Below are 26806 nucleotides of genomic sequence, written 5' to 3' on the forward strand. Positions count from 1 at the left end.
TTTCATGGGCGCTCGCAAAACGCATCAGCGCAGTTCGGCCGCCAGCAGTTTCAGGATTTTCTGGGCATTTTCCGAGTTGTCGGGTTTGCCGTCGCTGCTTTGTACACGCACCAAAGTGGCGCCATCCTGGGCTTCCAGGTTCACACGGTAGCGCGTGAGCTCAGGACCGGCGGTCTTGCTGCTGAAGAGCTTGGCAAAGAAACCGGGTTCTTCTGCGCTGGTGCCTGGGGGAACGTAGCGCACGAAATACACGCCTTTGGTGCGATCGCGGTCTTCCACCGTGAAGCCGGTGCGGTCCAGGGCCACGCCGGTCTTGCGCCATGCGCGCTCAAGGTCGTCGGAGAGTTTCAGGCTGGGGCGACCGTCGATCACGGCCACGGCCAATGCAGGGACGACCGAGGCGGTGCCTGCCGTAGCCACTTTGGCCTGCTCGGGCGAGGCGCCGAGTTTGACCATCAGGCGACGCAGGAATTCGATTTCGAGTTCAGGATCCGAGGCCCGTGGCTGCCAGGTGGTGCTGGTTTTGTCGTTGCTGGTGAAGCTTTCGACCATGCCGCGGTGAGCGACATGGATGTCCACGCCACCCTGGGCGTTGCGCTCGACGCGGGTGCGGAACTTGTCGCGCTCGCCGGTCGAATAGAGCGAGTCGAGCACGCGGCCAATCGTGCGGCGGATCAAGTCTTGCGGGATCTTGGCGCGGTTTTCGGCCCAGTCGGTTTCCATGATGCCCACATCGGGTGAGTCCATGGACAAGTTAAAGCCGTTGGCCGTCCAGAACTCACGCAGCGGCTCCCAGACCTTGTCGGCTGGGCGCGACACCACGAGCCAGCGCTGAGCGCCGGAGCGCTCCATGCGCACATCGCCCATGGTGTTGGCGGCGGTGCCTGCATCGGTGACTTTTTTGGCAGCCCCCGCAAAGCCGGAGGCTGTGGCGGAGTTGCTTTCCAGGGCGTATCGGGAATCCTTGCGCAACTGGGTCAGGTCCGGGGGCACATCCAGGCTTCCGGTGGCCTTGGCCGCGCTTTTGTAATTGATTTTTTCTTCTTCAAGGGCGGCGCAACCGGACAGCAGTGCGGCGATGGCCACTGCCGTCATGGCATGGGTCGAAACGGAACGCTTCACAGGGGTTTCCTTGTCAAAGTGAATCAAAGCAGGCCGCTGGCCTTGAGGGCCGCTTCCACCACGGGGCGCTGGCCTTCGGACAATTCGGTCATGGGCAGGCGCAAGGCCGGGCCACACAGGCCCATGCGGTTCATGGCCCATTTGACCGGGATCGGGTTGGCTTCCACGAACAGGTTCTTGTGAACGGGCATCAGCTGGAACTGGATCTTCATGGCGGTGGCGATGTCCCCCTTCATGGCCGCCACGCACAACGCATGCATCAGTCGGGGCGCGACGTTGGCTGTCACGCTGATGTTGCCTGCGCCGCCCACCAGCATCAGGGCCACGGCGGTGGGGTCATCGCCCGAGAACACAGCAAACGACTTGGGCAGGTCGCGGATCAGCCACTGGGCGCGCTCGATGTTGCCGGTCGCCTCCTTGATGCCGATGATGCCGGGCACCTGGGCCAGACGCAGCACGGTGTCGTGCTGCAGATCGGCCACGGTGCGGCCGGGCACGTTGTACAGGATCACGGGCAGCTTGGGCGTGGCTTCGGCGATTGCCTTGAAGTGCTGGAACAGGCCCTCTTGTGTGGGCTTGTTGTAGTAAGGCACGACCTGCAGCTGGGCATCAGCGCCGATGGTTTCGGCAAACTTGGCCAGCTCGATCGCCTCGGCGGTGGAGTTGGCGCCGCAACCGGCAATGATGGGGATGCGCTTGGCGGCCTGTTCCACCGAAACGCGCAAAATTTCGCGGTGTTCCTCGACGTTGACGGTGGGCGACTCGCCCGAGGTGCCCACGATCACCAGCGCATCGGTGCCCTCGGCCACATGCCAATCGATCAGTTTTCGCAAAGTGGGGTAGTCCACCTGGCCGTCTGCGAGCATGGGGGTGATCAAGGCGGGAATGCTGCCTTGGATGGAGCGTGATGCGGTGGTCATGTCAGGGTCTAGAGACTGAAAAGAACATTCTAACGAGGGAAGCCCCGCTTGCTGTGTCGAGCGGCTGAGAAATTACCCTCGGTTGCACGTGCGGCGGGTGTTGCAGTTTCAGGCCAGTGGCCAACGGTCTGCGTTTTGTGCCGCACTGGGCCGCACAGCGGCAATGCGCTGCACAAAGCGGTCAGGAGCACTCAGAAAACCGTCTTCGTAGGCCACCACCCGCAAGCCAGCCTCTGCACAGACCTGCAGCAACTCGCCCGTACGCAGCAAAAAGTCAGGCCGCGAGGGCTTGCCCACCGTCTCGTTGCCCTGGGCAAAGGTTTCGTACAACAGCACGCCGCCCGGCGCCACGCAGGCCGTGATCTGTGGCCACAAGGCGCGCCAGAGGTAATTCGTCACCACCACGGCGCCAAAAGTTTGCCCCGCCAGCGGCCAGGGGCCGTTTTCGATGTCGGCTTGCAGCGTCTGGCCAAAAGCCTGGGCCAGGGCCAGCGCTTCGGCCGAGCGGTCCAATCCCAGCACCGCATGGCCTTTGGAGGACAGCCACTGCATGTGACGCCCGCCGCCGCAAGCGATGTCCAGCGCCGTGCAGCCTGGGGTCAGCAAATGGCTCCAGCGCTGGATCCAGGAGGAGGGGGCTTCGGTTCCGTGCATCGTCAGTCCATTGGGTTTCGAGGTGGCTGACTGTAACCAATCGGTGCCCAACGGCCCAAAGCATGCCTGTGTCGAATGCAAACCACTGGTTATTCATCCAGTTTTGGGCTGTGAATCCCACTACAATCCGCCACCATGGCTACCCAATCTACCGTCAAAACCTCCAACGAATACTCCGAAGGCTCGATCCGGGTCTTGAAAGGCCTGGAGCCGGTCAAACAGCGGCCGGGCATGTACACCCGCACCGACAACCCGCTGCACATCGTCCAGGAAGTGCTGGACAACGCTGCCGACGAAGCGCTGGCCGGATACGGCAAAAAGATCAAAGTCACGCTGCATGCCGACGGCTCGGTGGGCATCGAGGACGATGGCCGTGGCATCCCGTTTGGCATGCACCCCGAAGAAAATGCGCCCGTGATCGAGCTGGTTTTCACCCGACTGCACGCGGGCGGTAAGTTCGACAAGGGCAAGGGCGGCGCCTATAGCTTCTCCGGTGGTTTGCATGGTGTGGGCGTTTCCGTGACCAACGCCTTGGCCAAGCGCCTGGAAGCCACCAGCCACCGCGAAGGCCAGGTGGCCACGCTGGTGTTCTCGGGCGGTGATGTGGTCGAGCCGCTGGTCTCGCGTGCGCAGCAAGCCGGTGACCGCAAGCAGGGCACCACGGTGCGCGTGTGGCCTGATGCCAAATACTTTGACTCGCCGGCCTTGCCCATGGGCGAGCTGGTGCACCTCTTGCGCAGCAAGGCGGTGCTGATGCCCGGCGTGAGCGTCAGCCTGGTCAACGAAAAAACCAGGGAAACCCAGACCTGGCAATACAAAGGAGGCCTGGGCGACTACCTGACCCAGACCCTGACGGCCGATCCGGTGATCCCGCTCTTTGCGGGCGAGGGCTATGCCGATGGCAACAACGACAGCTTTGCCGAAGGCGAGGGCGCGGCCTGGGCCGTGGCCTTCACCGAAGACGGCGCACCCGTGCGCGAGAGCTATGTCAACCTGATCCCCACCAGCGCGGGCGGCACGCACGACAGCGGCCTGCGTGACGGCCTGTTCAACGCCGTCAAGAGCTTCATCGAGCTGCATGCCTTGCTGCCCAAAGGCGTCAAGCTCATGCCCGAAGACGTGTTCGCCCGCGCCAGCTATGTGCTCAGTGCCAAGGTGCTGGACCCACAGTTCCAGGGCCAGGTCAAAGAGCGCCTGAATTCGCGCGACGCGGTGCGTCTGGTCTCCAGCTTCGTGCGTCCCGCGCTCGAACTGTGGCTCAACCAGCATGTGGACTACGGCAAGAAGCTGGCCGAGCTGGCGATCAAGGCTGCCCAGTCGCGCCAGAAGGCCGGCCAGAAGGTCGAAAAGCGCAAGAGCTCGGGCGTGGCCGTGCTGCCCGGCAAGCTGACCGATTGCGAGAGCAAGGACACCGCAGACAACGAGGTGTTCCTGGTCGAGGGCGACTCGGCGGGTGGCAGCGCCAAGATGGGCCGCAACAAGGAAAACCAGGCCATCCTGCCGCTGCGCGGCAAGGTGCTCAACACCTGGGAGGTCGAGCGTGACCGCCTGTTTGCCAACAACGAAATCCACGACATCTCGGTCGCCATCGGGGTGGACCCGCATGGACCCAATGATTCGCCCGATCTGTCCGGTCTGCGCTACGGCAAGATCTGCATCTTGTCTGACGCGGATGTGGACGGCTCGCATATCCAGGTGCTGCTGCTGACCTTGTTCTTCCGCCACTTTCCCAAGCTGATCGAAGCCGGGCATTTGTTTGTGGCGCGGCCACCGCTGTTCCGGGTCGATGCCCCGGCACGCGGCAAAAAGCCTGCTTCCAAGGCCTATGCGCTGGATGAGGGTGAGCTCACCGCCATCATCGACAAGCTGCGCAAAGATGGCGTCAAAGAAGGCGGCTGGAGCATCAGCCGATTCAAAGGCCTGGGCGAGATGAGCGCTGAGCAGCTGTGGGACACCACACTCAACCCCGACACGCGCCGCCTGCTGCCGATCGAGCTGGGTCCGCTGGACAACGCGGGCACAGAAAACCTCATGACACAGCTCATGGGCAAAGGCGAAGCCGCCGCCCGCCGCGAGCTGATGGAACTGCACGGCGACAGCATCGAGATCGATGTCTGAGCCCCGCACCGGAATTGATCAATGACCACTGACCTGTTGACCCCCGTGACCGATGCCGCCCCCGAAGGCGACCACCTGGGCGCTTACGCCCAGCGTGCTTACCTGGAATACGCCTTGAGCGTGGTGAAAGGCCGCGCCTTGCCCGATGTGTGCGATGGCCAAAAGCCCGTGCAGCGCCGCATCCTGTATTCGATGGATCGCATGGGCCTGTCCTACAGCGGCCCGAACAACGCCACGGCGGCCAAGCCCGTCAAGAGCGCCCGTGTGGTGGGCGATGTGCTGGGCCGCTACCACCCGCACGGCGACACGGCGGCGTACGACGCGCTGGTGCGCATGGCGCAGGACTTTTCTCAGCGCTATCCGCTGATCGATGGTCAGGGCAACTTTGGCTCGCGCGACGGCGATGGCGCCGCCGCCATGCGCTATACCGAGGCGCGCTTGGCCCGCATCACCAGCCTGCTGCTCGACGAGATCGACATGGGCACGGTGGACTTCATTCCCAACTACGACGGCTCGACCGAAGAGCCCAGCCAGCTGCCTGCGCGACTGCCGTTCACGTTGCTCAACGGTGCCAGCGGCATTGCGGTGGGCCTGGCCACCGAGATCCCCAGCCACAACCTGCGCGAAGTGGCCGATGCCTGTGTGGCGCTGGTGCGCAACGAGAAACTGAGTGACACCGAACTGGTGGCCATCATCCCCGGCCCCGACTACCCCGGCGGCGGCCAGATCATCAGCCCGGCCAGCGACATCGCGGACGCTTACCGCACCGGGCGCGGCAGCCTCAAGGTGCGTGCGCGCTGGAAGATCGAAGACCTGGCCCGTGGCCAGTGGCAACTCGTCGTGAACGAGCTGCCGCCCGGTGTGAGCACGCAGCGCGTGCTCGAAGAGATCGAAGAGCTGACCAACCCCAAGGTCAAGGCTGGCAAAAAAGCCCTCACGCAAGACCAGCAACTGCTCAAGGCCAGCATGCTGGCCGTGCTGGATGTGGTGCGTGACGAGTCGAGCAAGGACGCCCCGGTGCGTCTGGTGTTCGAGCCCAAGACCAGCCGCATTGAACAACAGGAACTCATCACCGCCTTGTTGGCCCACACCAGCCTGGAGACCTCGGCCCCGATCAACATGACCATGGTCGGCATCGACGGCAAGCCGACCCAGAAATCGCTGCGCCAGATCCTGACCGAGTGGATCAGCTTCCGCCAGACGACCATCACCCGCCGCAGCCAGCACCGCTTAACCAAGGTGCTCGACCGCATCCATATCCTCGAAGGCCGCCAGCTGGTGCTGCTGAACATCGACGAGGTGATCCGCATCATCCGCCACAGTGACGAGCCCAAGCTCGCGCTGATCGAGGCCTTCAAGCTCACCGACCGCCAGGCCGAAGACATTCTGGAAATCCGTCTGCGCCAATTGGCCCGTCTGGAAGCCATCAAGATCGAACAGGAGTTGTCGGAGCTGCGCGGTGAGCAAGGTAAGCTCGAAGAGATTCTGGGCAGCCCCGCTGCGCTGCGCCGTTTGATGATCAAAGAGATCGAGGCCGACGCTAAAACTTTTGCCGACCCGCGCCGCACGCTGATCCAGGAAGAGAAAAAAGCGGTGGCCGAAGTCAAGATCGTGGACGAGCCCGTCACGGTGGTGGTGTCCGAAAAAGGCTGGGTGCGCGCCCGCACCGGCCACGGCCACGATGCCACCAGCTTCGCTTTCAAGGCGGGCGATGGTTTGTATGGCACCTTCGAGTGCCGCACAGTCGACACACTGCTGATCTTTGGCAGCAACGGCCGCATCTACAGCGTGCCTGTCGCCACATTGCCCGGCGCACGCGGCGACGGCCAGCCGGTAACCACGCTGATCGAGCTGGAACCCACCACGCAAATCGCCCACTACTTTGCAGGCCCGGCCCACGCCACGCTGCTGCTCAGCGGCTCGGGCGGTTATGGCTTCATGGCCTCGGTCGAGAACATGATCTCGCGCAACAAGGCGGGCAAGGCCTTCATCAGCCTGGGCGAGGGCGAAACCGTCTGCGCTCCGAGCCATGTCAGTGGCAGCAGTGCCACCGTGCCAGCCGACAAGCAGCCCATGCCCGCAGCCACCAGCGTCTGCTGCGCCAGCACGGGCGGCCGTGTGCTGACGTTTGAAATCAGCGAACTCAAGACCATGGAAAAAGGCGGCCGGGGTCTGATGCTCATCGACCTCGAAGCCAAAGACACCTTGGCCGGTGCAGCGGCCTACACCCGCAGCGTCAAGATCGCGGGCATCGGCCGGGGCGGCAAGGACCGCGAGGAAACGCTGGAAATCCGCAGCCTCAACAACGCCAAGGTCTCTCGCGCCAAGAAGGGCAAAGTGGCCGATCTGGGCTTCAAGCCGAACCGGGTGACGCGGGTGGAGTGAGGCTTTAAAAGCACGCTCTGACAGCCCTGACCCGGCGCGGCTTTGGCGGCTGGTCCCTGTTTTTGCCCTGCAGCTCGGGCGGGTTCAGTGGCGGGACTTTGCGTTGGATCAGTCTGAATGAGAATGGTTCTCGATAAAATGCGCAGCTGACCTGACGCTGCCCACCATGAACCTCGATCAAGCCCCTTTGTCTGCCGTGATGCGTGTGGCTCGGGTGCGCGTGTTGGCGGGGCAAGAAGCCCAAGCTCGGCAATTGGAAGAGATCGGGTTTCTGCCCGGTGAACCTGTGTGTGTGATGTCGCGTGGTTGGTGGGGCGGCGATCCGCTGGCGGTGCGGGTGGGGCTGTCCACTTTTGCACTGCGCCGGGAAGAGGCCGCTTGCATTGAGCTGGAAGACCCCCATGCGTGAGCAGCGTGTGCACCTGATGCCGCGTGGCACCCTGGTTGCCTTGGTGGGCAACCCCAACTGCGGCAAGACGGCGCTTTTCAATTTGCTGACCGGCAGCCGCCAGAAAGTGGCCAACTACGCTGGGGCCACGGTCGAGAAGAAAGAGGGCCGTTTGCCCATGCCCGATGGCGCGGCGCTGCGTGTGCTCGATTTGCCAGGGGTCTACAGCCTGTACCCAAGGTCCGAAGACGAACGGGTGGCGTGTGCTGTGCTTTCAGGGCATTCGCCAGGTGAAAAACGCCCGGATGCCCTGGTCTGTGTGGTCGACGCTACGAATTTGCGCCGGGGTTTGCGCCTGGTGCTGGCGGTCAAGCGCTTGGGTTTGCCTTGTTTGGTGGTGCTCAACATGGCTGACTTGGCTGCAGGGCGTGGCCTGAAAATCGACCCCGAAGCTTTGTCGCAGGCTTTGGGTTTGCCGGTGGTGACCAGTGTGGCGGTGCGCCAAGGGGGCGATGCCGCCATTCGCCAGTGGCTGTTCAAGCGGCCCTGGTCGCACGGCGCACCCGTGCACGAGCTGGCCGCAGGCCCCGATGCCTTACAGGAGCACGATCGCATCGAGGCTGACCACGCGGTGGTGCAAGACCTTTTGCGCCGCTTGAATCTGGATTCGCTGGTGCCTGATGTGTTGAGCGACCGGATCGACCGCGCAGTGCTGCACCCTTGGGTGGGCCCTGTGATACTGCTGGCCGTCCTCTTCTTGGTGTTTCAGGCGGTGTTTGCCTGGGCGGTGGTGCCCATGGACTTCATCAAATCGTGCACCGATGCTTTGGCCGCTGCTGTTGTGCTGGCGCTGCCCGACGCCTGGTGGCGTGACCTCTTGGTCCAGGGGCTGCTCGCAGGCATGGGCGGCGTGCTGGTGTTTTTGCCGCAAATTCTGATTCTGTTCTTCTTCATCTTGCTGCTCGAAGAGTCGGGCTACCTGCCGCGTGCCGCGTTTTTACTGGACCGCATCATGGGAGGGGTGGGTCTGTCGGGGCGCTCGTTCATCCCACTTTTGTCGAGCTTTGCCTGCGCGGTGCCGGGCATCATGGCCACGCGCACCATCGCCAACCGGCGCGACAGGCTGGTGACGATGTTGATTGCCCCTTTGATGACTTGCTCGGCCCGCTTGCCTGTCTACACTTTGCTGATTTCGGCCTTCGTTCCGGCCCGCACCTGGAGTGGCTTGCAGCTGCAGGGTCTGGTGTTGCTGGGTTTGTACCTGGCGGGCATTGCGGGTGGCATGGGGGTGGCCTGGTTGCTCAAGCGGCTGACCCGGGCAGGACGCCAGTCGCGTCCGCTCATGATGGAGCTGCCTTCTTACCACTGGCCCACTTTGCGCAGTCTGGCGTTGGGACTGTGGCAACGGGCCTGGATCTTTTTGCGGCGCGTGGGCACCGTGATCTTGCTGCTGACGGTGGCCATGTGGGTGTTGGCCAGCTACCCCGCTGCACCTGCGGACGCGCTGGGTCCGGCGATCGAATACAGCTATGCCGGGCAGATTGGGCACGCTTTGCAGCTGCTGTTTGCGCCCTTGGGTTTCAACTGGCAGATCAGCGTGGCATTGCTCCTGGGCATGGCCGCTCGCGAAGTGGCCATCGGGGCGCTGGCCACGGTGTACGCCGTGGTGGCGGCCGATGGTGGCGCTGCCACGGCTTTGGCCCCGATGTTGGCCGGGCAGTGGAGTCTGGCCACGGGCATGGCACTTTTGGCGTGGTACATCTTTGCGCCGCAGTGCCTGTCTACGCTGGTGGCCATCCACCGCGAGAGCGGCGGCTGGAAGCTGCCTGCGGTCACTGTGCTCTACCAGCTGGCACTGGCGTACAGCGCGGCCTTCCTGACTTTCCGGATACTGTCCCTCTGGTGAGCAAGTCAGGCGGTATCAAGCTGCAAACAGGGCGAACAATTCGCTCTTGAAGTGGATGCCCAACCGCGCAAAGGCGCGGTTGCGGTACGTTTTGACGGTGGGCAGGCTCAGCCCCAGGTCGGTGGCAATCCCTTCCTGGGTCATGCCGGTCAGCAGGCGGGCGCAGACCTCCAGCTCACGCGGTGTCAACGCCGGTTCGATGGACCGCAATCGCCGCGCCCATTCGGCGGTGCTGCGCTTCCCCGGATGGGGGCGGGTCAGCGCAATCTGCTTTTGCGTGAGCGCCAGGAGGGTCGGCGCCAGCGACTCAAAATCGGACAATTGCCGGTCGCTGAAGGGCTGTTGGTGGTCGTGGCGGTAAAAATTGATGGCAAAAATCGATGCCGCCTGGCGCTGAACAATCGACACACGCTCGGCCATGCCATGCGCTTCGTAGACCCGCGCACGGTGCTGGACGGGCACTTCAGGGGCCGTGATGTGGCACAGCACAGGACTGCGACTGCTTGCATCGGCGCCTTCGAATGTGCGGTCACTCAGGTAGGGGCCCGACAAATAAGCGCTCCAGCAATCGCGCGTGGTGTCGGGAATGCCTAGACTGGAAGACATGTACAGGGTCGGTTCGCAGCCTTCGCCAGTTTGGTAGATGGCATAAGACGCTGCGGGCACCAGGGGCTGCAGGTGCTGGAGCAGCGAGGTTTCAAATTCACATTGCCCGACCAGACCAATGAGGTCTGGCAGCATCTGCACAGGGCTGCTGGTTGGAGGAGGAGTCCACTGGCGCATGGCTTGGTGTATTCGGGTTTTCATGTCATCTTAAGGGAGGACAGACGGCTCAAAGCCTTGGGAATACCCTAGGCGGATGTTGAATTTGCCCACACCCACACTCCGCTTTTTTGCCGATCTGTCTGTCCAAGTGGACAAGCCCCAGGAAGTCGGCCAGACCCACCACGGCGTGCGCCGTCTGATTCCGATCCTGGGCGGACAGGTGCAAGGCGAGGGTTGGACGGCCCGTGTGCTGCCTGGCGGCGCGGACTTCCAGCTGATCGTCAACGAGCGCATGGCCGAGCTGGACGCCCGCTACACCATCGAGACCGATGGTGGTGATCTGATCTTTGTGCAAAACCGCGCTGTGCGCACCGCTGCCCCCGAGGTGATGGCGCGGCTGGTGCGCGGTGAGCCTGTGTCGCCCGAGTCGGTTTACTTCCGCTGCAGTCCGAATTTCGAGACGGCTTGCAAGTCGCTCGCCTGGATCACCGAGCGCCTTTTCTTGGGCACGGGTGCCCGCCACCCCGACCGGGTGGTGATGCGCTTTTTTGAAGTGGCCTGAGCAGGCTGATTTTCTTTTTTGACTTTTTCCATTGGGGACACACCACATGAAAACCGTTTTGAACACCTTGAATGCACTCACCCGACGCCATGCCCTGCTGGCGGTGGGCCTGGCCGCCAGTGCCGTGAGCCTGAGCGCGCAGGCGCAAGCGCAGGCCTACCCCAACCGCCCCGTGCGCATGATCGTGGGCTTCCCCGCCGGTACCGGCCCCGACATTGTGGCGCGCTTGCTGGCGCAAAAATTGTCCGAGGGCTGGGGCAATATGGGGGTCGTGGTGGACAACAAGCCCGGCGCGGGGGGCCTGATCGCCGCCAGCGAAGCGGCCCGTGCGGCAGCCGATGGCTACACCCTGATGCTGGGTGAAACCGGTCAGCTCAGCATCGCCCCCAGCAGCTACAACAAGCTGCCCTATGACCCTGCCAAAGACTTTGCGCCTGTGAGCCAGGTGGTCAGTGCCGATTTTGTGTTGTTGGTCAACCCGCAAAAAGTACCCGCCAAAAACGTCAAGGAATTCGTGATCTGGACGCAGCAGCAAAAGGGCTTGTTCATGGCCACCTTTGGCGCGGGCACACCCGGCCACTTTGGTGCCTTCATGTTTGGCGATGCGGTCAAGCTCAAGCCTGAGGCCGTGCACTACAAGAGCACCGCGGATGCCCTGGGCGGCTTGTTCAGTGGCGATGTGCAAGGCGTGTTCGCCAGCGTGGGTCTGGCTGCGCCCAATGTGAAAGCGGGCAAGTTGGTCGCTTTGGGCAGCACCGGGGCCACCCGCACGGGGGCCTTGCCCGATGTGCCCACCATCAAGGAGCAGGGGTACAACAACTTGGAGTTTTCGTCCTGGTTTGGCATCGTGACGCCGTCCAAAGTGCCCGCTGACATCCTGGCCAAGCTGAGCGCGGACATTCAGAAAGCGGTCAAGTCGCCTGACCTCAAGGCCAAGCTCGAAGAGTCGGGCTTTCGCGTGACCGGCACCAGCCGTGAAGAGTTCGCCCGCATCATTGCGGCCGACATCGTGACCTGGGGCAAGGCCGTGGCGGCCACGGGTTTCAAGGCCGACTGAATGGCGAAATGGTGACGGAACAGGACTTCAGACCATGCGATGTGTGCATTTGAAAACGTGGGTGTCTGTTGCGACCTTGCTGACCGCCAGCGGGGCCGCTTGGTCGCAGACATCGGATTGCGCCGCTTTTGCGGCCATGGCCTTGCCGGGCATGACCCTGAAAACCGAAGCGGTAGCGGGCGACAGCACGCGCCCGCCGGGCATGAGCACGGGGCCCATGCTGGTGGCGCACTGCAAAGTGAACGGCAAGATGGCCGAACGCATGGGGCAGGACGGCAAGCCTTACCACATCGGCTTTGAGCTGCGTTTGCCTGCTGCCTGGAACGGCCGCTTTTTGTACCAGGGCGGCGGTGGCAACGATGGCGTGGTGCGTCCCGCTGTGGGGCCGCAAGCCGCACCGGGCTACGCGCTCAACCGGGGTTTTGCGGTGGTCACCACCGATGCCGGTCACCAAACCCCTACCGCTGACTTTGGCTTTGACCCGATCGCCCGCACCGACAACGCCTACAACGCGCATGACAAGGTGGCGGTGGCGGCCAAGGAGCTGATCCGGCGCTTCTACAGCAAGCCCGCCGACAAGTCCTACTTCATCGGCTGCTCGGGCGGCGGGCGTCAGGCCATGATGTTCACCCAGCGCTTTCCGAGTTACTTTGACGGCGTGATCGCCATGGCCCCGGCCATGCGCGTGTCCAAGGGCGCGACCATCGCTGCGGCCTGGGACACGCAGGCCCTGCAGGCCATTGCACCCAAGGGGGCTGACGGTCAGCCAGTGCTGAGTCAGGCACTGTCCGACAGCGATCTGAACCTGGTGCGTGAGGGCATCCTGAACCGTTGTGATGCAATGGACGGTGTGACCGATGGCCTGGTGTCCAACCCGGCGGCCTGCCAATTCGATGTGACGACCTTGCAATGCAAGGGTGCCAAGGACGACAGCTGCCTGGCCCCCGCTCAAGTGGGTGCTTTGAAGAAGATGTTCACAGGGGCCAAGAATTCGGCAGGACAGCCGCTGTACTTTTCATGGCCCTGGGATGCGGGCGTGGGTCACCCCAAAAACGATTGGCGCATGTGGAAGCTGGGCAACTCGCCCAACGCCAAGGCCAACTCGCGCCATGTGTTTTTGATGGAAGACGCGCTGCAGGGCTACTTTGTCACGCCGCCCGACCGCAGCCTGAGCATTTACAAGTTTGACTTTGACCGCGACCCGCAGCGCATGGACGCGCATGCGTGGATCTTCAACACGGCCGACGATGTCAAGCTGACGGCTTACCAGGCGCGTGGGGGCAAACTGATGTTCATCCACGGCATGGCCGATCCGATCTTCTCGGCCGACGAGATGGTGGACTACTACCAGCGCCTGACGGCCCAGAACGGCCCCAAGACGAATGAGTTTGCGCGCCTGTTCTTGGTGCCTGGCATGGGGCACTGCGCAGGTGGCGCGGCGACCGACAGCATCGACGGCCTGGGCAGCCTGGTGGACTGGGTCGAAAAAGGCCAAGCCCCGCAAAGTGTGCCCGCCAGCGGTACGGCGGTGTATCCGGGCCGCACAAGGCCGTTGTGCGCTTACCCGCAATACGCGCACTACAAAGGCGCAGGCAACCCGGAGGACGCGAGCAACTTCAGTTGCCGATGATGCCTCGGCGGCAGGGCCCTCAGCCCTGTGCGCCCATCAGGTAATCGACCTTGCCCACTTCCACCCCGTTGTGGCGCAGGATGGCGTAGGCGGTGGTGATGTGGAAGTACATGTTGGGCAGCATCCAGCCTGTGAGGTAGTCCTGGCCTGACAGGGTGCGGGTTTTGCCCGGGCCTGCGGGGAAAGTGATCTCTTTGTCTTCGGTGCCGTCCAGTGCTGCAGCTGGCACGGTGGCAACGAAGGCCAGGGTTTTCTGGATGCGTTCTTGCAGTTGTGCCAGCGTGGTCTCGTTGTCATCGAACTTGGGGGCTTCGACGCCCGACAGGCGGGCCATGCCGTTTTTCACCGCATCGCAGGCGATCAGCACCTGGCGTGTGAAGGTGAACATGTCCGGTGCCAAACGGTCGGTGGTCAGTGCCGTGGGATCGATCTTTTTGGCTTCGACGAACTGCTCGGCCTTGGCCAGGATGTGGCTGAGGTTGGTGAGCATGCGGGTGCACACGGGCAAGCTGGCGCTGGACATGGAAATGGAAATGGTCATGGAAAGTCTCCTGTTTGAAATGGGGAATCAGGCGTTGGCCACAGGCAGCGCACTCACGGGCTCGCCGATGGCATAAAAGTGGCCGCCGGCCACATGGTGCAGGCTGCGCAGTTCGGGGGCGGCGTCTTCAAAGTGCCAGTGGCCTGCTCTGAAAACGCGCTCGTCGGCCCAGGCGGCGATCACTTCGGCCAAGATCAAATCGTGCGGTCCGGCCACATGGGCGGTGGCGGGCAGCACGCGGCATTCGAGTTGCGCGATGCAGCCCTCGACCAGCGGCACACCCGTGTTCGCTGCGGCGTGGGTGGTGATCTCGCAACGGGCCAGTTTGTCAGGGTGGTTCTTGCCGCTCATGCCGCCTGCGGCCATGACCTGGTCTTTCATGGCCACGCAGGGCACATTCAGGCTGAGCACCCCGGAGGCGTCGATCAGTTCGCGCGTGAGGGTGGCCTTGTCGATGACAACCGCGATCTTGGGCGTGTCAAAGTCCAGTGGCATGGCCCAGGCGGCGGCCATCACGTTGGCGCGGCCAGCATGGCAGCTGCCCACCAGCACGGTGGGGCCGTGGTTGAGCAGTCGGTAGGCGTGTTGGAGTTCAATGGGTTGCATGCGGTGCTCAACGGAGTTCGGGGGAGAGCCCCGAGCGCTCTTTTTGGTACTGGTCGTAACGCGGCAAGCCTTGATTGGGGGGCGTACTGGTGCCCACGGCCTTGGCTTTTTCCTGGGCGCGGATTTCTTCGTACACGGCCTTGGTCGACACCAGGCCACAGCCTGCAAGGGCGCACAGCAGCGGCAGGACCATGACCATCTTGTTCATGGTTTGCGTTTGTTGAATTTTTGCCAGTACTGGAATTCGTCCTCACGGACTTCGTATTCCAGATCTTCCACGCGGGTGAGCATGCGCTCTTTGGCATCGCTCACAGCGCGGTTGTAAATGCTGGGGCCGATTTCTTCGAGCACAAAGCCGAGCAGGGCACCGGCAGAGATGTTGCCGATTCTTTGCTCAAAGTTGGCCTCAAAGTAGCGCTCGATGCTGGCAATCGCCTGCGCGCGGTCTTCTTTGCTCAGTTCAATGGGCATGGCCGCAGATCAGGCGATTTCGGCGATCAGTTCGATCTCGACGCAAGCGCCCAACGGAATCTGTGCCACGCCAAAGGCGCTGCGGGCGTGTGCCCCCGCTTGCGGGCCAAACACCTGGCCCAGCAGTTCGCTGCAGCCGTTGGTCACCAGGTGCTGTTCGGTGAAGTCGCCCGTCGAGTTGACCAGGCTCATGACCTTGACGATGCGCTTGACCTTGTTGAGGTCGCCGACGGCGGCGTGCAGCGTGCCCATCAGGTCAATGGCCACGGCGCGCGCGGCTTGCTGGCCTTCGGCTGTGCCGATGTCCTTGCCCAGCTGGCCTGCCCAGACTTTGCCGTCTTTCTTGGCGATGTGGCCGGACAGGAAAACCAGATTCCCGGTTTGCACAAAGGGCACATAGGCCGCAGCGGGCACCGCCACCGGAGGCAGCTTAATGTTCAGGGATTTCAGGGTGTCGTAAACGCTCATGGGCGGGATCCTCCGGGGTCAAAAGAGGCTCCACTGTAACGCCAACTTCGAGGGTGTGAGAGGTGCCGCCCTGCAACACCCCGCGCAGGGGCGAGACATCGGCAAAGTCACGGCCCACGGCGAGCTGCACATAGTCTTCGCCGGGGCTGGCCCAGCCGTGGCGGTCGTTGGTGGGGTCCAGGTCGAGCCAGCCTTGGCTCGCGGTGTTGGCCAGCTCGGGGATGTAGACCGAAGCCCAGGCGTGCGAGGCGTCCGAGCCGACCAGTCGCGGCTGACCTTCGGGCGCGTGGGTGAGCAGGTAGCCGCTCACGTAGCGTGCGGGCAAGCCCAGCGAGCGCAGGCAGGCGATCAGGATGTGGGCAAAGTCCTGGCACACGCCGCGCCGTGCTTGCAGGGCCTGCAGCGCCGGGGTATGGATGTCGGTGCTCTGGCTGGCGTAGGTGAAGTCACTGTGGATCTGGTGCATCAAGGCCGTGGCGGCTTCGGTCAGCGCGCGGCCCGGCGCAAAGCAGGGTCGGGCGTAGGCCGCAAAGGCCTCATTCAGTGGCGCATGGTGTGAGCCAAAGACAAAGCTGGCCTGCGGGTCGGCCGGGTGGCCCGAGCGGTAGCGGAAGTGCTCCCGCACCGCTTCCCAGCTTTGCGAACTGGTGCACACGGGCAGGGTGCGGGTGATGACTTCGCTGTGGGCGCTCACGCGCAAGGTGTCGTGCGTTTGGGCCAGAGCCCAGTGTGCGGGCTGGTTGCCAAAGGCATCGGTGCGTGTTGACAGATGCCCTGGGGGCGGCTCCACGGCCAGCGTGTGCGACACCAGCTGCTGGCAGGCGGTGTCGCGCGGTCGCAGGTAGGCGATGTGCTGGGCCGTTTCAACGGCCGGGCTGTAGCGGTAAAGGGTGTCGTGCAGAACGGACAGGCGCATGGCAGTTCAGGCGCTCACGCTGTGCGCGGCCGCTTGGCTGTGGGTGAAGAACAGGCCCGACAGGCCATCCGACACCTGCCGTGCCATGCGCTGGTACTGTGTCAGAAGGTCCAGCAGCTCTGCGGGCTCGCGGCTGTCGCTGGGCCACAGCACCTCGGCGCTGGTTTGCAGCACTGCGGGGTCCGGCAGCAGCGCGGCCAGTGTTTGGGTGGCACCGCTTGCCAGGTGCTCCATGCGCAGCAATCGCGAACGCAGGGTCTTGGCCACCCACGAGAGGGCGCGCGGGTTGTCGGGGCTGCTCACCAGCAGGTCCACCAGCGCCTGCGGTGTGCGGCTTTGCTGGAACTGGGCGTGGAAACTGATGGTGCTGTCGAACAGCTTGAGCACGGCGTCAAAACCGGCTTGCTCCAAAAGCAGTCCGCAGCCGATGGCTTGTCGCAGCGCGCCCGCCAGAAAGTCCAGCCGCTCAATGTGCCGCCCGATCGACAGCAGCCGCCAGCCATCGTCGCGGCTCATGCGGTCGGTTTGTGCACCCGTGAGGGCGGCCAGGCGCTGGCTTGTTTCGCGCAGGCACTGCTGGGCCAGTGCAGTGCTGGCGCGGGTCGTGTCGGGGCCCGCAGCGGCCCAGAACGCCGATTCGCTTTGCTCCAGCATCTGCCAGTGCTCGGGCGAGAGCCGGTCGCGCACCGAGGCCGCGGCCGCGACCAGCGAGCGCAGGTTGAAGCCCACGCTGGTGGTGTGTTTCGTGTCCCACAGGCTGGCCACCAAAGAGCGCTCGAACACCCGGTGTGACTGCTGCGCCGCTGGCGCGCCATTGGGCACCAAGCCCTGCTGCTGGCTCATGGTGGTGATCCATTGCAGCAGGCGGAGGTTGCTTTGGTCTTCGCTGCCCAGCACATCCAGGCCCAGGCGCACCAGGCGCACGGCGTTTTCGGTGCGCTCGGTGTAGCGGCCCATCCAGAACAGGTTTTCGGCGGCGCGGCTGGTGACCAGGCGCTGGCGGTGCTGCGGCAGTGGCGAGCTGGGGGTGTTGAGCAGGCTCAAGGGGTCCACCGCTTCGCGCGCGGGGGCTTGCACCCACACATCGGCGCTGCTGCCGCCACGCTGCATGGACGCGATGCCTTCGTGGGTGCCCAGCCGCGCCAGGCCCCCGGGCAGCACTCGCCACTGGCCTTGCTCGTCGGTGACGGCGAACACGCGCAGGATCACAGGCCGTGTTTCCAGCGTGCCGGGTGAATCTGGCGCGCTGGCCTGCTCGTTCCACACAGGCAGGTGCGACAGTGGCAGCCAGGACTGCACAGTGTGCGCTTCGGGTTCGCGCAGGATACGGCCTGCCCATTCGTCGCGCTCGCGTTGGGTCATCAGGCGGCCGAGCTGGGGCTCGAAACCGTGGCGCTGGCCTTCGTTGGGGTAGGTGGGTTTGACCACACCGTCGGGCAGGTGCAGCAGGGCCTCAGGCTGCGCTGAGGTTTCGCCGCACCACCAACTGGGGATGGCGGGCAGTTGCAGCTCTTCGCCCAAGATGTCTTGGGCCAGTGCAGGCATGAAACCCAGCAGCGCATTCGATTCAAGAAAACCCGAGCCCGGCGTGTTGGCCACCAGCAGCTGGCCGCTGCGCACCGCCTGCAGCAGGCCAGGCACGCCCAGCGTGGAATCGGCGCGCAGCTCCAGTGGGTCCAGCCAGTTGTCGTCCACCCGTTTGAGCAGGCCGTGCACACGCTGCAGGCCTTGCAGGGTCTTGAGGTAGAGCTTCTCGTCACGCACCGTCAGGTCATCGGCCTGCACCAGCGTGAGGCCGAGGTAGCGCGCCAGATAAGCGTGCTCGAAATGGGTTTCGTTGTAGGGGCCAGGCGTGAGCAGGGCGATGTGCGGCGGCGTGTCGCCCTCCTCGGGGCAACGGGCCTTGAGCCCGTCCACCAGCGACTGGTAAGTCGCAGCCAGCCGCTGCACGGGCAGCTGGTCAAAAGCTTCAGGGAACAGGCGCGAGATGATGAGCCTGTTTTCGAGCAGGTAGCCCAAACCGGACGGCGCCTGGGTGCGCTGTGACATCAGCCACCACAGGCCATCGGGCCCGCGTGCCAGATCGAAAGCGGCCAGGCTCAGGTAATGACCGCCGACGGGCGCTGCACCGTGCATGGCGTGCAGGTAGCCGGGGTGGCCTTGCACCAGCGCCGCTGGCAGCAGCCCCTTGGCCACCAGGGTTTGCGGGCCATAGGCGTCGGCCATGATGTGCTCCAGCAAGGCCATGCGCTGCAGCACCCCCCGCTCGATCTGCGCCCAGTGCCTTGTGCTGATGATCAGCGGGAACAGGTCCAGCGCCCAGGGGCGCTGTGGCTGCTCGGCGTTGGCGTAGACGTTGTAGGTGATGCCGTTGTCACGCACCTGGCGGCGCAGGTTGGCCATGCGCGGGTTGAGGCTGGCCAGTCCTTCGGGGCCCAGACGGGCCATGAAGTCTTCCCACAGCTGACCGGGCGGCTGGCTGAGTTCGTCTGCTGTCGGGGCGATGGCGTCCACACGGTCACGCAGCTCATCCCAATGCCCGGCGGGGGCGGCCTGGGCGTGTTGGCGCAGCCAGCTCATCGGGTCGGGCGGGCTTGGGTCGGTTGCAAACGGGCGCGTCGGTTCGGACATGCCGCCATTGTGGGGCCATTTGTGTCGGCCCTTGTGTGTTCCCATGTGAGGTGGCGATGCGCCCACCCCGCGTGTGGGCTGGCAGCCCGACAGGGCTGCGCTTGCTCACCCATGACCTCAGTGGGCACGGCGCAGGTCCAGCGTGTGCGGGAACTCCGGGCTCGCGTGCAGTGTGCTGTTGGGGCCGAGCGCCGCCAGCTGCTTCATCGCGCCAGGCGTGTGGCCCATGCGGAAGAAACGCGCCAGGCGGCGGCTTTCGGCCTCATAGGCGTTGACGGGGAAGCTGTCGTAATTGCGGCCACCGGGGTGGACCACATGGTACTGGCAGCCGCCGAGCGAGCGCTTCATCCAGGTGTCCACCAGGTCCACCGTGAGTGGCGCGTGCACGCCGATGCTCGGGTGCAGCGACGAGGGCGGGTTCCAGGCCTTGTAGCGGACGCTGGCCACGTACTCGCCCACCACGCCTGTGGGTTGCAGGGGCAGGGGCTTGCCGTTCACCGTGATGGTGTGGCGGCTGGGGTTCATGCCGCTCACATGCACCTCGATGCGTTCCAGCGACGAGTCCACATAACGGGCGGTGCCGCCTGCGGCGCTTTCCTCGCCCATGACGTGCCAAGGCTCCAGCGCGTTGCGCAGGGTGAGCACCGCACCATCGACCCGGAGTTGTCCGACCAGTGGGAAGCGGAACTCGAAATGCGGCGCGAACCAGCTGGGGTCAAAGTGAAAGCCCGCATCACCCAGCTCGGTCAGCACATCGTCAAAGTCCTTGTGGATCCAGTGCGGCAGCATGAAGCGGTCGTGCAGCTCGGTGCCCCAGCGGGTGACGGGCGCGACGTAAGGCTCGTCCCAGAAGCGGGCCACCAGCGCACGCAGCAGCAATTGCTGCACGATGCTCATGCGGGCATGGGGCGGCATCTCGAACGCGCGCAGCTCCAGCAGGCCCAGCCGCCCGGTGCTGCTGTCGGGTGAATACATCTTGTCGATGCAAAACTCGCTGCGGTGGGTGTTGCCCGTGACGTCAATCAGGATGTTGCGCAGCGTACGGTCCACCAGCCACGGCGGCATGTCGGCCCCGTACTTCTGGCGGTTGCGCATGATCTCCCGCAGCGCGATCTCCAGCTCATAGACCTGGTCGTTGCGCGCTTCGTCCACACGCGGGGCCTGGCTGGTGGGGCCGATGAACATGCCGCTGAAGAGGTAGCTCAAGCTCGGGTGGTTGTGCCAGTACAGGATCAGGCTGGCCAGCAGCTCGGGTCGGCGCAAGAACGGGCTGTCGGCGGGGGTGGCCCCGCCCATCACCATGTGGTTGCCGCCGCCCGTGCCCGTGTGGCGGCCATCGGTCATGAATTTTTCGGCCGAGAGGCGGGTCTCGAAAGCGGCCTGGTACAAAAACTCGGTGTGCTCGACCAGCTCGGTCCAGTTGTGGGCCGGGTGGATGTTGACCTCGATCACACCCGGGTCGGGCGTGACTTGCAAAAGTTTGAGGCGTGGGTCGCGTGGGGGCGGGTAGCCTTCGAGCACGATCTTCATGCCCAGCTGGCGCGCGGTGGTCTCGACCGCGCTCACGAGTGCCAGGTAGTCTTCAAGGCGCGCCAGCGGCGGCATGAAGACATACAGCACGCCGGATTTTTCGCCTTTTTTCTCAGCGTCGGCTTCGGCTTGGGGTCCATTGGCCCGGTTGGGGTCGCGCACTTCCACGCACAAGGCGGTGCGCACCACCGACGGGTCGGACACGAAGCGCGACACGGGCTGGGCTGGCACGGCGGCCGAGCCATGGGCTCCGCTGGCGCCTGCATGGGCCGTCAAGCCCAGAGGGCGTGTTTGCAGCAGCGTGGGCGCGGCAGCCAAGGCGCCCCGCGGAGCAAAGGGGTCTTGTTCGATCTGGTGCCAACGGTCGGTCGGTGCGGCCCAGGGCAGCGAGTCCAGTGGCAGGCGCCAGCCCATGGGCGAGTCGCCGGGCATCAGGTACATGCGTTCGTCGCGCAAGAACCAGCGCCCGGTTTGCCAAGCGGAAATGGCCGGGTTGCCCGTGTCCACCGGTTGCAGTGGCAGCACATAGCCCACGGCCTGATCCAGCCCTTGGCTGAACACGCGGCGCAGGCGGTTGCGCTCCATCTCATCGTCCAGCCGCGCATCGAACGGGTCCACGTTCACAGGCAATCGGCGTTCGCGCCAGAGGTAGTACCAGGTGTCCTCAAACCCGGGCAGCACGGTGCCTGCGGGCAGGCCCAGCTGCTGTGTCAGGGTTTGCATGAAGCGCAGGGCGTCTGCACTGGTGTAGTGGCTGGGTTCGCGTTCGTCGGCAAACACCGCCGGGTCTTGCCAGCAGGGCGTGCCATCGGCACGCCAGTAAATGCTCAGCGCCCAGCGCGGCAGTTGCTCACCCGGGTACCACTTGCCCTGGCCAAAATGCAAGAAACCGCCCTGGCCGTATTGGTCGCGCAGTTTGTGCACCAGCTCGGTGGCGAGGCCTCGTTTGGTGGGGCCCAGGGCGTCGGTGTTCCATTCGGCGCCATCGCGGTCTTGCGTGGACACGAAGGTGGGCTCGCCGCCCATGGTCAGGCGCACATCCTCGGCGACCAACTGGGCATCGACCTGTTCGCCCAATTTCAGAACATCGGCCCATTGTTCATCGGAGTAGGGTTTGGTCACGCGGGGCGATTCGTGGATGCGGGTGACCTTCATCTCGTGGCTGAACTCGACCTCGGCCTTGTCCATCAGTCCTTCGATGGGCGCGGCACCCGAAGGCTGCGGTGTGCAAGCGAGCGGGATGTGGCCTTCACCGGCCAGCAGGCCCGAGGTCGGGTCCAGCCCGATCCAGCCCGCGCCAGGCAGGTACACCTCGCACCAGGCGTGCAAGTCGGTGAAGTCGACCTCGGTGCCGCTGGGGCCGTCCAGCGACTTCACATCGGGTGCCAGCTGGATCAAGTAGCCCGAGACGAAGCGCGCCGCGATGTTCATGTGGCGAAACAGCTGCACCAACAGCCAGGCCGAGTCCCGGCAGGAGCCGCTGCCCAGCTTGAGCGTTTCTTCGGGCGTTTGAACGCCCGGCTCCATGCGGATGGTGTAACGGATGTCTTGGTGCAGGCGCTGGTTGATCTGGACGAGGAAGTCGATGGTGCGCTGGCGTTGGCGGTCCAGGCTGCTCAGGTACTTTTTGAACAGCGGGGTCTTGGGGTCTTTGTCAAGGTAGGACTGCAGCTCTTCGCGCACCGTGTCCGCGTACTTGAACGGCACTTCCTCGGCCGAGGGCTCCAGAAAGAAGTCGAAGGGGTTGAACACCGCCATTTCGGTGACCACATCCACGGTGACTTTGAAGGCGGTGGTTTTTTGGGGGAAGACCAGCCGTGCCTGGTAGTTGGCAAAGGCATCTTGTTGCCAGTTGATGAAATGCTCTGCGGGTTCGACCTTGAGGCTGTAGCTCAGGATGCGGCTGCGGCTGTGTGGGGCCGGGCGCAGGCGGACCACCTGCGGGCCCAATTGCACAGGTCGGTCGTAGGTGTAGTGGGTGACGTGGTGCAGGGCAACGTGGATGGACATGGATCGGTACTCGACGAAAGCAAGGGGGCCCAACTAAACTAGCAAGAGGCGCGCCAAGATGCCAAAAGTACACAGCGCCACGGTCAGGGAGACACGTCATGGTTCGACTTCGGTGGGCGAGGCACCTGCATGGGGGGCTGTTGGCTTGGGTAGGTGGTGTGGCGCTGCAGCTGCAGCAGAGCGCCTTGTGGCCATGGTGGGGCTATGCCTTGCTGGCGGCGGTGGCACTGGCGCTCCTGAGGGGGCGGCATGTGCTGGTGCAGTGTGCGTGCCTGGCCGCATTGGCTTGGGCCATCACGGGTGGGCATGCCTGGTTGCGCAGCCCGTCCATCGCCCCGCATCTGGAGGGGCGCGACCTGGATGTGGTGGGGGTCGTGCAGGCCATGCCCCAGCGCCAGGATGTGGGTTGGCGCTTCAGGTTTGAGATCGAAGAAGCCCGGCTGGCTGGCCAGGCGCTGCCCGTGCCAGCGCAAGTCCCGCGTGAGGTTTACCTGGGTTGGTATGTCGCCTCTTTGCGCGACGAGGTGCAGGCCCCGCAGGCTGTTCCTGAGCCTGTGCAGGCGGGCGAGCGTTGGCGCTTTCGGGTGCGGCTCAAAGCGCCGCATGGGCAACGCAATCCGCACGGGTATGACTACGAGTTGTGGCTGTGGGAGCAGGGCATCCGCGCCACGGGCTATGTGCGCCAGGGCCGCGCGGACCCGCCGCCCGAGCGACTCGCAGCCACCTTCAAGCATCCGGTGGAGTGGGCCCGTCAGCTGGTGCGCGACCGCCTGCTGACCCGGCTGGGCAGCGCTGCAGGCGGTGGGCCAGGCGATGGGCTCAAGGCGGCGGGCATTTTGGCAGCGCTCGTCACGGGCGATCAGGCCGCGATCGACCGCAGCGACTGGGATGTGTTCCGCGCCACCGGGGTCTCGCACCTGATGAGCATCTCCGGGGTGCATGTGACCATGCTGGCCTGGTTGGCCGCGGCCTTGGCTTCTGGCCTGTGGCGGCGCAGCGCCATGTGGGGGCGCAACTGGGCTTTGCGCTGGCCCGCGCCGCAGGTGGGTGCGGTGGTGGGGGTGACGGTGGCTGCGCTCTATGCCTTGTTCAGCGGCTGGGGTGTGCCCGCGCAGCGCACAGTGGCGATGCTGGCGGTGGTGGCGCTCTTGCGCCTGTCGGCGCGCGACTGGCATTGGCGCGGGGTGTGGGGCCTGGCCGCTGCAGCGGTGGTGACGCTGGACCCGTGGGCCTTGCTGCAGCCGGGTTTCTGGCTGAGCTTTGTGGCGGTGGGTGTGTTGCTCGCCACCGATCGACCTGATCAAAGATCTGAAGCCCTACTGGTTTTTGGACCCGAGCGCACCGTTATGGAGGATGCATGCACCGATAGGGTGCCTGATGGCGGTGTGCGGGCATGGCGTGCGGCGCTGCTGCAGCGTGGGGGCGCTTTGCTGCGCGAGCAGGCTGTGGTCACGCTGGCGCTGACGCCTTTGACGGTGCTCTTTTTCGGGCAGGTGTCGCTGGTGGGCTTGCTGGCCAACCTGGTGGCGATCCCGTGGATCACTGTCCTGGTCACACCACTGGCCTTGTTGGGTGTGCTGCTGCCTGTGCTGTGGGACGCAGCGCAGGCGTGCTTGCAGCCCTTGGCCTGGCTGCTCGCCTGGCTGGCCGCATGGCCTGGGGCGAGCTGGCCCATGCCCATGCCGCCCTGGCCACTGGCGTTGCTGGCGCTGGTTGGGGCCACAGCGGTCTTGTTATCTGGCCCCTGGTCGTGGCGTGTGTGGGGTCTGCCCCTGCTTTTGCCGGCGCTGTTTTGGACGGCGCCACGCCCGGCCCCGGGCAGTTTTGAATTGCTGGCCGCTGATGTGGGGCAGGGCAACGCGGTGCTGGTGCGCACCGCCTACCACAGCTTGCTCTACGACGCGGGGCCGCGCTATTCACCCGAGAGCGATGCGGGGCACCGGGTGCTGGTGCCGCTCTTGGCACAGGCCGGAGAGAAGCTCGATGTGCTGATGCTCAGCCACCGCGACAGCGACCACACGGGCGGCGCTGCGGCGGTGCTTGCCATGCAGCCGCAGGCGCGGCTGTGGTCTTCGCTGGAACCCGAGCATCCTTTGTTGCGCACACGCCCCGGCCAGCGTTGCGAGGCGGGCCAGCGCTGGGTCTGGGACGGTGTGCAGTTCGAGGTGCTGCACCCGCTGGCCGAGGATTTTGAGCGCTCGCGCAAAAGCAATGCACTGAGCTGCGTATTGCGTATCCAGACGGCAACGGTCTCGGCCATTCTGGCGGGGGACATCGAGGCGGTGCAAGAGCGCGAGCTGCTGGCGCGCGGGGTATCTGCGGTGGACTTCTGGCTGGTGCCCCACCACGGCAGCAAGACATCGTCCACGCCCGAGCTGCTGCAGGATCTGAAGCCTGCCGTGGCGTTGGCGCAGGCCGGATACCGCAACCGTTTCGGTCACCCAGCCCCTGCCGTGGTGGCCCGCTACCGGGAAGCAGGGATCGCTTGGTTTGACACCTCCCATTGTGGTGCGGCCACTTGGCGCAGCGATGCCCCCCGGGCTTTGCGTTGCGAACGTGCAGAAAACCCACGGTATTGGCACCACGTCCCACCACCTTGATGCGGGTCAACCCTGATCGGGTACGCAACTTGCTAAGCTGTGGTCAGGAGAGTTCTGTATGCGCCGATTCGATGAAATGTATGCCCGACTGCCGGCCGAAGGCGATGCGGGTGAAGTGAGACAGCACTACGAGGCGTATGCCCGCTGGCTGGCTGGGCAGGACAACAGCGTGATGCAGGCCCGGCGCGAAGAGGCCGAGGTCATTTTCCGCCGCGTGGGCATCACCTTTGCTGTTTATGGCGACAAGGACGAAGACGGCTCCGGCACAGAGCGCTTGATCCCATTTGACCTGATCCCCCGCATCATCGCAGCCAAGGAGTGGAAAGGCATGGAGGCGGGCCTAGTGCAACGCGTCACCGCGCTCAACCGATTCATCCATGACGTGTACCACGACCAAGACATCCTGAAGGCGGGCATCATCCCCCGTGAGCAGATCGAGGGCAACGCCCAATTCCGTCCCGAAATGGTGGGCGTGGATGTGCCCAACAACATCTACTCGCACATCAGCGGCATCGACATCGTGCGCGCCCCCGACAGCGCAGGCCACGGCGAGTATTACGTGCTCGAAGACAACCTGCGTGTGCCTAGCGGCGTGAGCTACATGCTCGAAGACCGCAAGATGATGATGCGGCTGTTCCCTGACCTGTTCAGCCAGCACCGCGTGGCCCCTGTGGCGCATTACCCCGACCTGCTGCTGGAGACCTTGCGTGCCAGCAGCCCCGCCACCACGGCCGAGCCCACGGTGGTGGTGCTCACGCCCGGCATGTACAACAGCGCCTACTTCGAGCACGCCTTTTTGGCGCAGCAGATGGGTGTGGAGCTGGTCGAGGGGCAAGACCTGTTCGTCAAAGACAAGTTCGTCTACATGCGCACCACACGCGGCCCCAAGCGGGTGGACGTGATCTACCGCCGGGTGGACGACGACTTTTTGGACCCGAATGTGTTCCGCCCCACCTCCACACTGGGCTGCGCGGGCCTGATGGAGGCCTACAAGGCCGGGCATGTGGCAATTTGCAACGCGGTGGGCACGGGCGTGGCCGACGACAAGTCGATCTACCCCTATGTGCCCGACATGATCAAGTTTTACCTGGGCGAGGAGCCCATCCTCAAGAACGTGCCCACCTACATGTGCCGCAAGCCCGAGGATTTGCAGTACACCCTGGCCAACCTCAAAGACCTGGTGGTCAAAGAGGTGCACGGCGCAGGCGGCTACGGCATGCTGGTGGGGCCTGCTGCGACCCAGGCCGAGATCGAGCGCTTCCGTGGCGCGCTGCTGGCCAACCCTGAGGGCTACATCGCACAACCCACGTTGAGTTTGTCGAGCTGCCCCACCTATGTGGACAGCGGTATCGCGCCGCGCCACATCGACCTGCGGCCCTTTGTGCTGTCGGGCCGCACGGTGCAGATGGTGCCCGGGGGCCTGACCCGCGTGGCGCTCAAGGAAGGCTCTTTGGTGGTGAACTCCTCGCAAGGCGGCGGCACCAAGGACACCTGGATTTTGCAGGACTGAAGGGGAGAACACACAC

21 protein-coding genes are annotated in these 26806 nt (G+C 64.4%); 9 read left to right on the forward strand and 12 right to left on the reverse strand.

Annotated elements, in window-relative coordinates:
- Window positions 1-24 precede the first annotated feature (24 nt).
- The 3 genes from bamC to IC609_RS09205 form a co-directional block, all read right to left on the reverse strand.
- On the reverse strand, window positions 25-1122 hold the full coding sequence (gene bamC, locus IC609_RS09195) for an outer membrane protein assembly factor BamC (RefSeq protein WP_333473673.1): 1098 nt from the start codon (window positions 1120-1122) through the stop codon (window positions 25-27).
- Between the two features lie 23 nt (window positions 1123-1145).
- Window positions 1146-2042, reverse strand: a complete 897-nt coding sequence (gene dapA, locus IC609_RS09200) for a 4-hydroxy-tetrahydrodipicolinate synthase (RefSeq protein ID WP_191819205.1) — start codon at window positions 2040-2042, stop codon at window positions 1146-1148.
- 108 nt (window positions 2043-2150) lie between these two features.
- Window positions 2151-2696, reverse strand: coding sequence for a class I SAM-dependent methyltransferase (locus tag IC609_RS09205; protein WP_191819206.1), 546 nt, complete (start codon window positions 2694-2696; stop codon window positions 2151-2153).
- A 135-nt stretch (window positions 2697-2831) separates the two neighbouring features.
- On the opposite strand from IC609_RS09205, the gene IC609_RS09210 reads away from it, so the two are divergent.
- The 4 genes from IC609_RS09210 to feoB all read left to right on the forward strand — a co-directional run bounded on the left by IC609_RS09210 (window position 2832) and on the right by feoB (window position 9493).
- On the forward strand, window positions 2832-4814 hold the full coding sequence (locus IC609_RS09210; protein WP_191819207.1) for a DNA topoisomerase IV subunit B: 1983 nt from the start codon (window positions 2832-2834) through the stop codon (window positions 4812-4814).
- 21 nt (window positions 4815-4835) lie between these two features.
- Entirely contained in the window at window positions 4836-7199 is a 2364-nt protein-coding gene (gene parC, locus IC609_RS09215; RefSeq protein ID WP_191819208.1) for a DNA topoisomerase IV subunit A, read from the forward strand.
- Window positions 7200-7365: 166 nt separating this feature from the next.
- Complete coding sequence (locus tag IC609_RS09220) at window positions 7366-7608, forward strand: FeoA family protein (RefSeq protein ID WP_191819209.1); 243 nt, start codon at window positions 7366-7368, stop codon at window positions 7606-7608.
- Window positions 7601-9493 carry a ferrous iron transporter B gene (gene feoB / locus IC609_RS09225; RefSeq protein ID WP_191819210.1) on the forward strand — a complete coding sequence of 631 codons (1893 nt, stop codon included), beginning with the start codon at window positions 7601-7603 and terminating at the stop codon, window positions 9491-9493. The genes IC609_RS09220 and feoB overlap by 8 nt, the downstream gene beginning before the upstream one ends.
- A gap of 15 nt (window positions 9494-9508) precedes the next feature.
- On the opposite strand, the gene IC609_RS09230 is transcribed toward feoB, so the two are convergent.
- Window positions 9509-10276 (reverse strand): helix-turn-helix transcriptional regulator, encoded by a 768-nt coding sequence (locus IC609_RS09230; protein ID WP_191819846.1) that lies wholly within the window; start codon window positions 10274-10276, stop codon window positions 9509-9511.
- A 76-nt stretch (window positions 10277-10352) separates the two neighbouring features.
- On the opposite strand from IC609_RS09230, the gene IC609_RS09235 reads away from it, so the two are divergent.
- The 3 genes from IC609_RS09235 to IC609_RS09245 all read left to right on the forward strand — a co-directional run bounded on the left by IC609_RS09235 (window position 10353) and on the right by IC609_RS09245 (window position 13507).
- Window positions 10353-10820, forward strand: a complete 468-nt coding sequence (locus IC609_RS09235; protein ID WP_191819211.1) for a DUF3237 domain-containing protein — start codon at window positions 10353-10355, stop codon at window positions 10818-10820.
- 46 nt (window positions 10821-10866) lie between these two features.
- A complete protein-coding gene (locus IC609_RS09240) occupies window positions 10867-11877 on the forward strand; it encodes a Bug family tripartite tricarboxylate transporter substrate binding protein (RefSeq protein ID WP_191819212.1) in 1011 nt (336 codons plus the stop codon).
- A gap of 61 nt (window positions 11878-11938) precedes the next feature.
- Window positions 11939-13507 carry a tannase/feruloyl esterase family alpha/beta hydrolase gene (locus IC609_RS09245; protein WP_191819213.1) on the forward strand — a complete coding sequence of 523 codons (1569 nt, stop codon included), beginning with the start codon at window positions 11939-11941 and terminating at the stop codon, window positions 13505-13507.
- A gap of 19 nt (window positions 13508-13526) precedes the next feature.
- Here the strand turns inward: IC609_RS09245 and IC609_RS09250 are convergent, their stop codons facing one another.
- From IC609_RS09250 to IC609_RS09285, 8 genes are all read right to left on the reverse strand, one after another.
- Window positions 13527-14042 carry a DUF1993 domain-containing protein gene (locus IC609_RS09250; protein WP_408611038.1) on the reverse strand — a complete coding sequence of 172 codons (516 nt, stop codon included), beginning with the start codon at window positions 14040-14042 and terminating at the stop codon, window positions 13527-13529.
- 33 nt (window positions 14043-14075) lie between these two features.
- Window positions 14076-14654 (reverse strand): flavin reductase family protein, encoded by a 579-nt coding sequence (locus IC609_RS09255; protein ID WP_191819215.1) that lies wholly within the window; start codon window positions 14652-14654, stop codon window positions 14076-14078.
- A gap of 7 nt (window positions 14655-14661) precedes the next feature.
- Entirely contained in the window at window positions 14662-14862 is a 201-nt protein-coding gene (locus tag IC609_RS09260) for a hypothetical protein (RefSeq protein ID WP_191819216.1), read from the reverse strand.
- Complete coding sequence (locus IC609_RS09265) at window positions 14859-15125, reverse strand: DUF2164 domain-containing protein (protein WP_191819217.1); 267 nt, start codon at window positions 15123-15125, stop codon at window positions 14859-14861. The genes IC609_RS09260 and IC609_RS09265 overlap by 4 nt, the downstream gene beginning before the upstream one ends.
- A 9-nt stretch (window positions 15126-15134) precedes the next feature.
- Window positions 15135-15593 carry a RidA family protein gene (locus IC609_RS09270; RefSeq protein ID WP_191819218.1) on the reverse strand — a complete coding sequence of 153 codons (459 nt, stop codon included), beginning with the start codon at window positions 15591-15593 and terminating at the stop codon, window positions 15135-15137.
- Window positions 15556-16509 carry a transglutaminase family protein gene (locus IC609_RS09275; protein ID WP_191819219.1) on the reverse strand — a complete coding sequence of 318 codons (954 nt, stop codon included), beginning with the start codon at window positions 16507-16509 and terminating at the stop codon, window positions 15556-15558. Before IC609_RS09275 ends, IC609_RS09270 begins: the two co-directional genes overlap by 38 nt.
- 6 nt (window positions 16510-16515) lie before the next feature.
- Window positions 16516-19140, reverse strand: coding sequence for a circularly permuted type 2 ATP-grasp protein (locus IC609_RS09280; RefSeq protein ID WP_191819220.1), 2625 nt, complete (start codon window positions 19138-19140; stop codon window positions 16516-16518).
- A 117-nt stretch (window positions 19141-19257) separates the two neighbouring features.
- Complete coding sequence (locus IC609_RS09285; protein ID WP_191819221.1) at window positions 19258-22680, reverse strand: transglutaminase family protein; 3423 nt, start codon at window positions 22678-22680, stop codon at window positions 19258-19260.
- Between the two features lie 98 nt (window positions 22681-22778).
- On the opposite strand from IC609_RS09285, the gene IC609_RS09290 reads away from it, so the two are divergent.
- Both IC609_RS09290 and IC609_RS09295 read left to right on the forward strand, forming a co-directional pair.
- Entirely contained in the window at window positions 22779-25280 is a 2502-nt protein-coding gene (locus IC609_RS09290) for a DNA internalization-related competence protein ComEC/Rec2 (protein WP_191819222.1), read from the forward strand.
- 58 nt (window positions 25281-25338) lie between these two features.
- Entirely contained in the window at window positions 25339-26790 is a 1452-nt protein-coding gene (locus IC609_RS09295) for a circularly permuted type 2 ATP-grasp protein (RefSeq protein ID WP_191819223.1), read from the forward strand.
- Window positions 26791-26806 lie beyond the last annotated feature (16 nt).

The organism is Limnohabitans radicicola (genome assembly GCF_014837235.1).
Lineage (GTDB): Bacteria > Pseudomonadota > Gammaproteobacteria > Burkholderiales > Burkholderiaceae_C > Limnohabitans_A > Limnohabitans_A radicicola.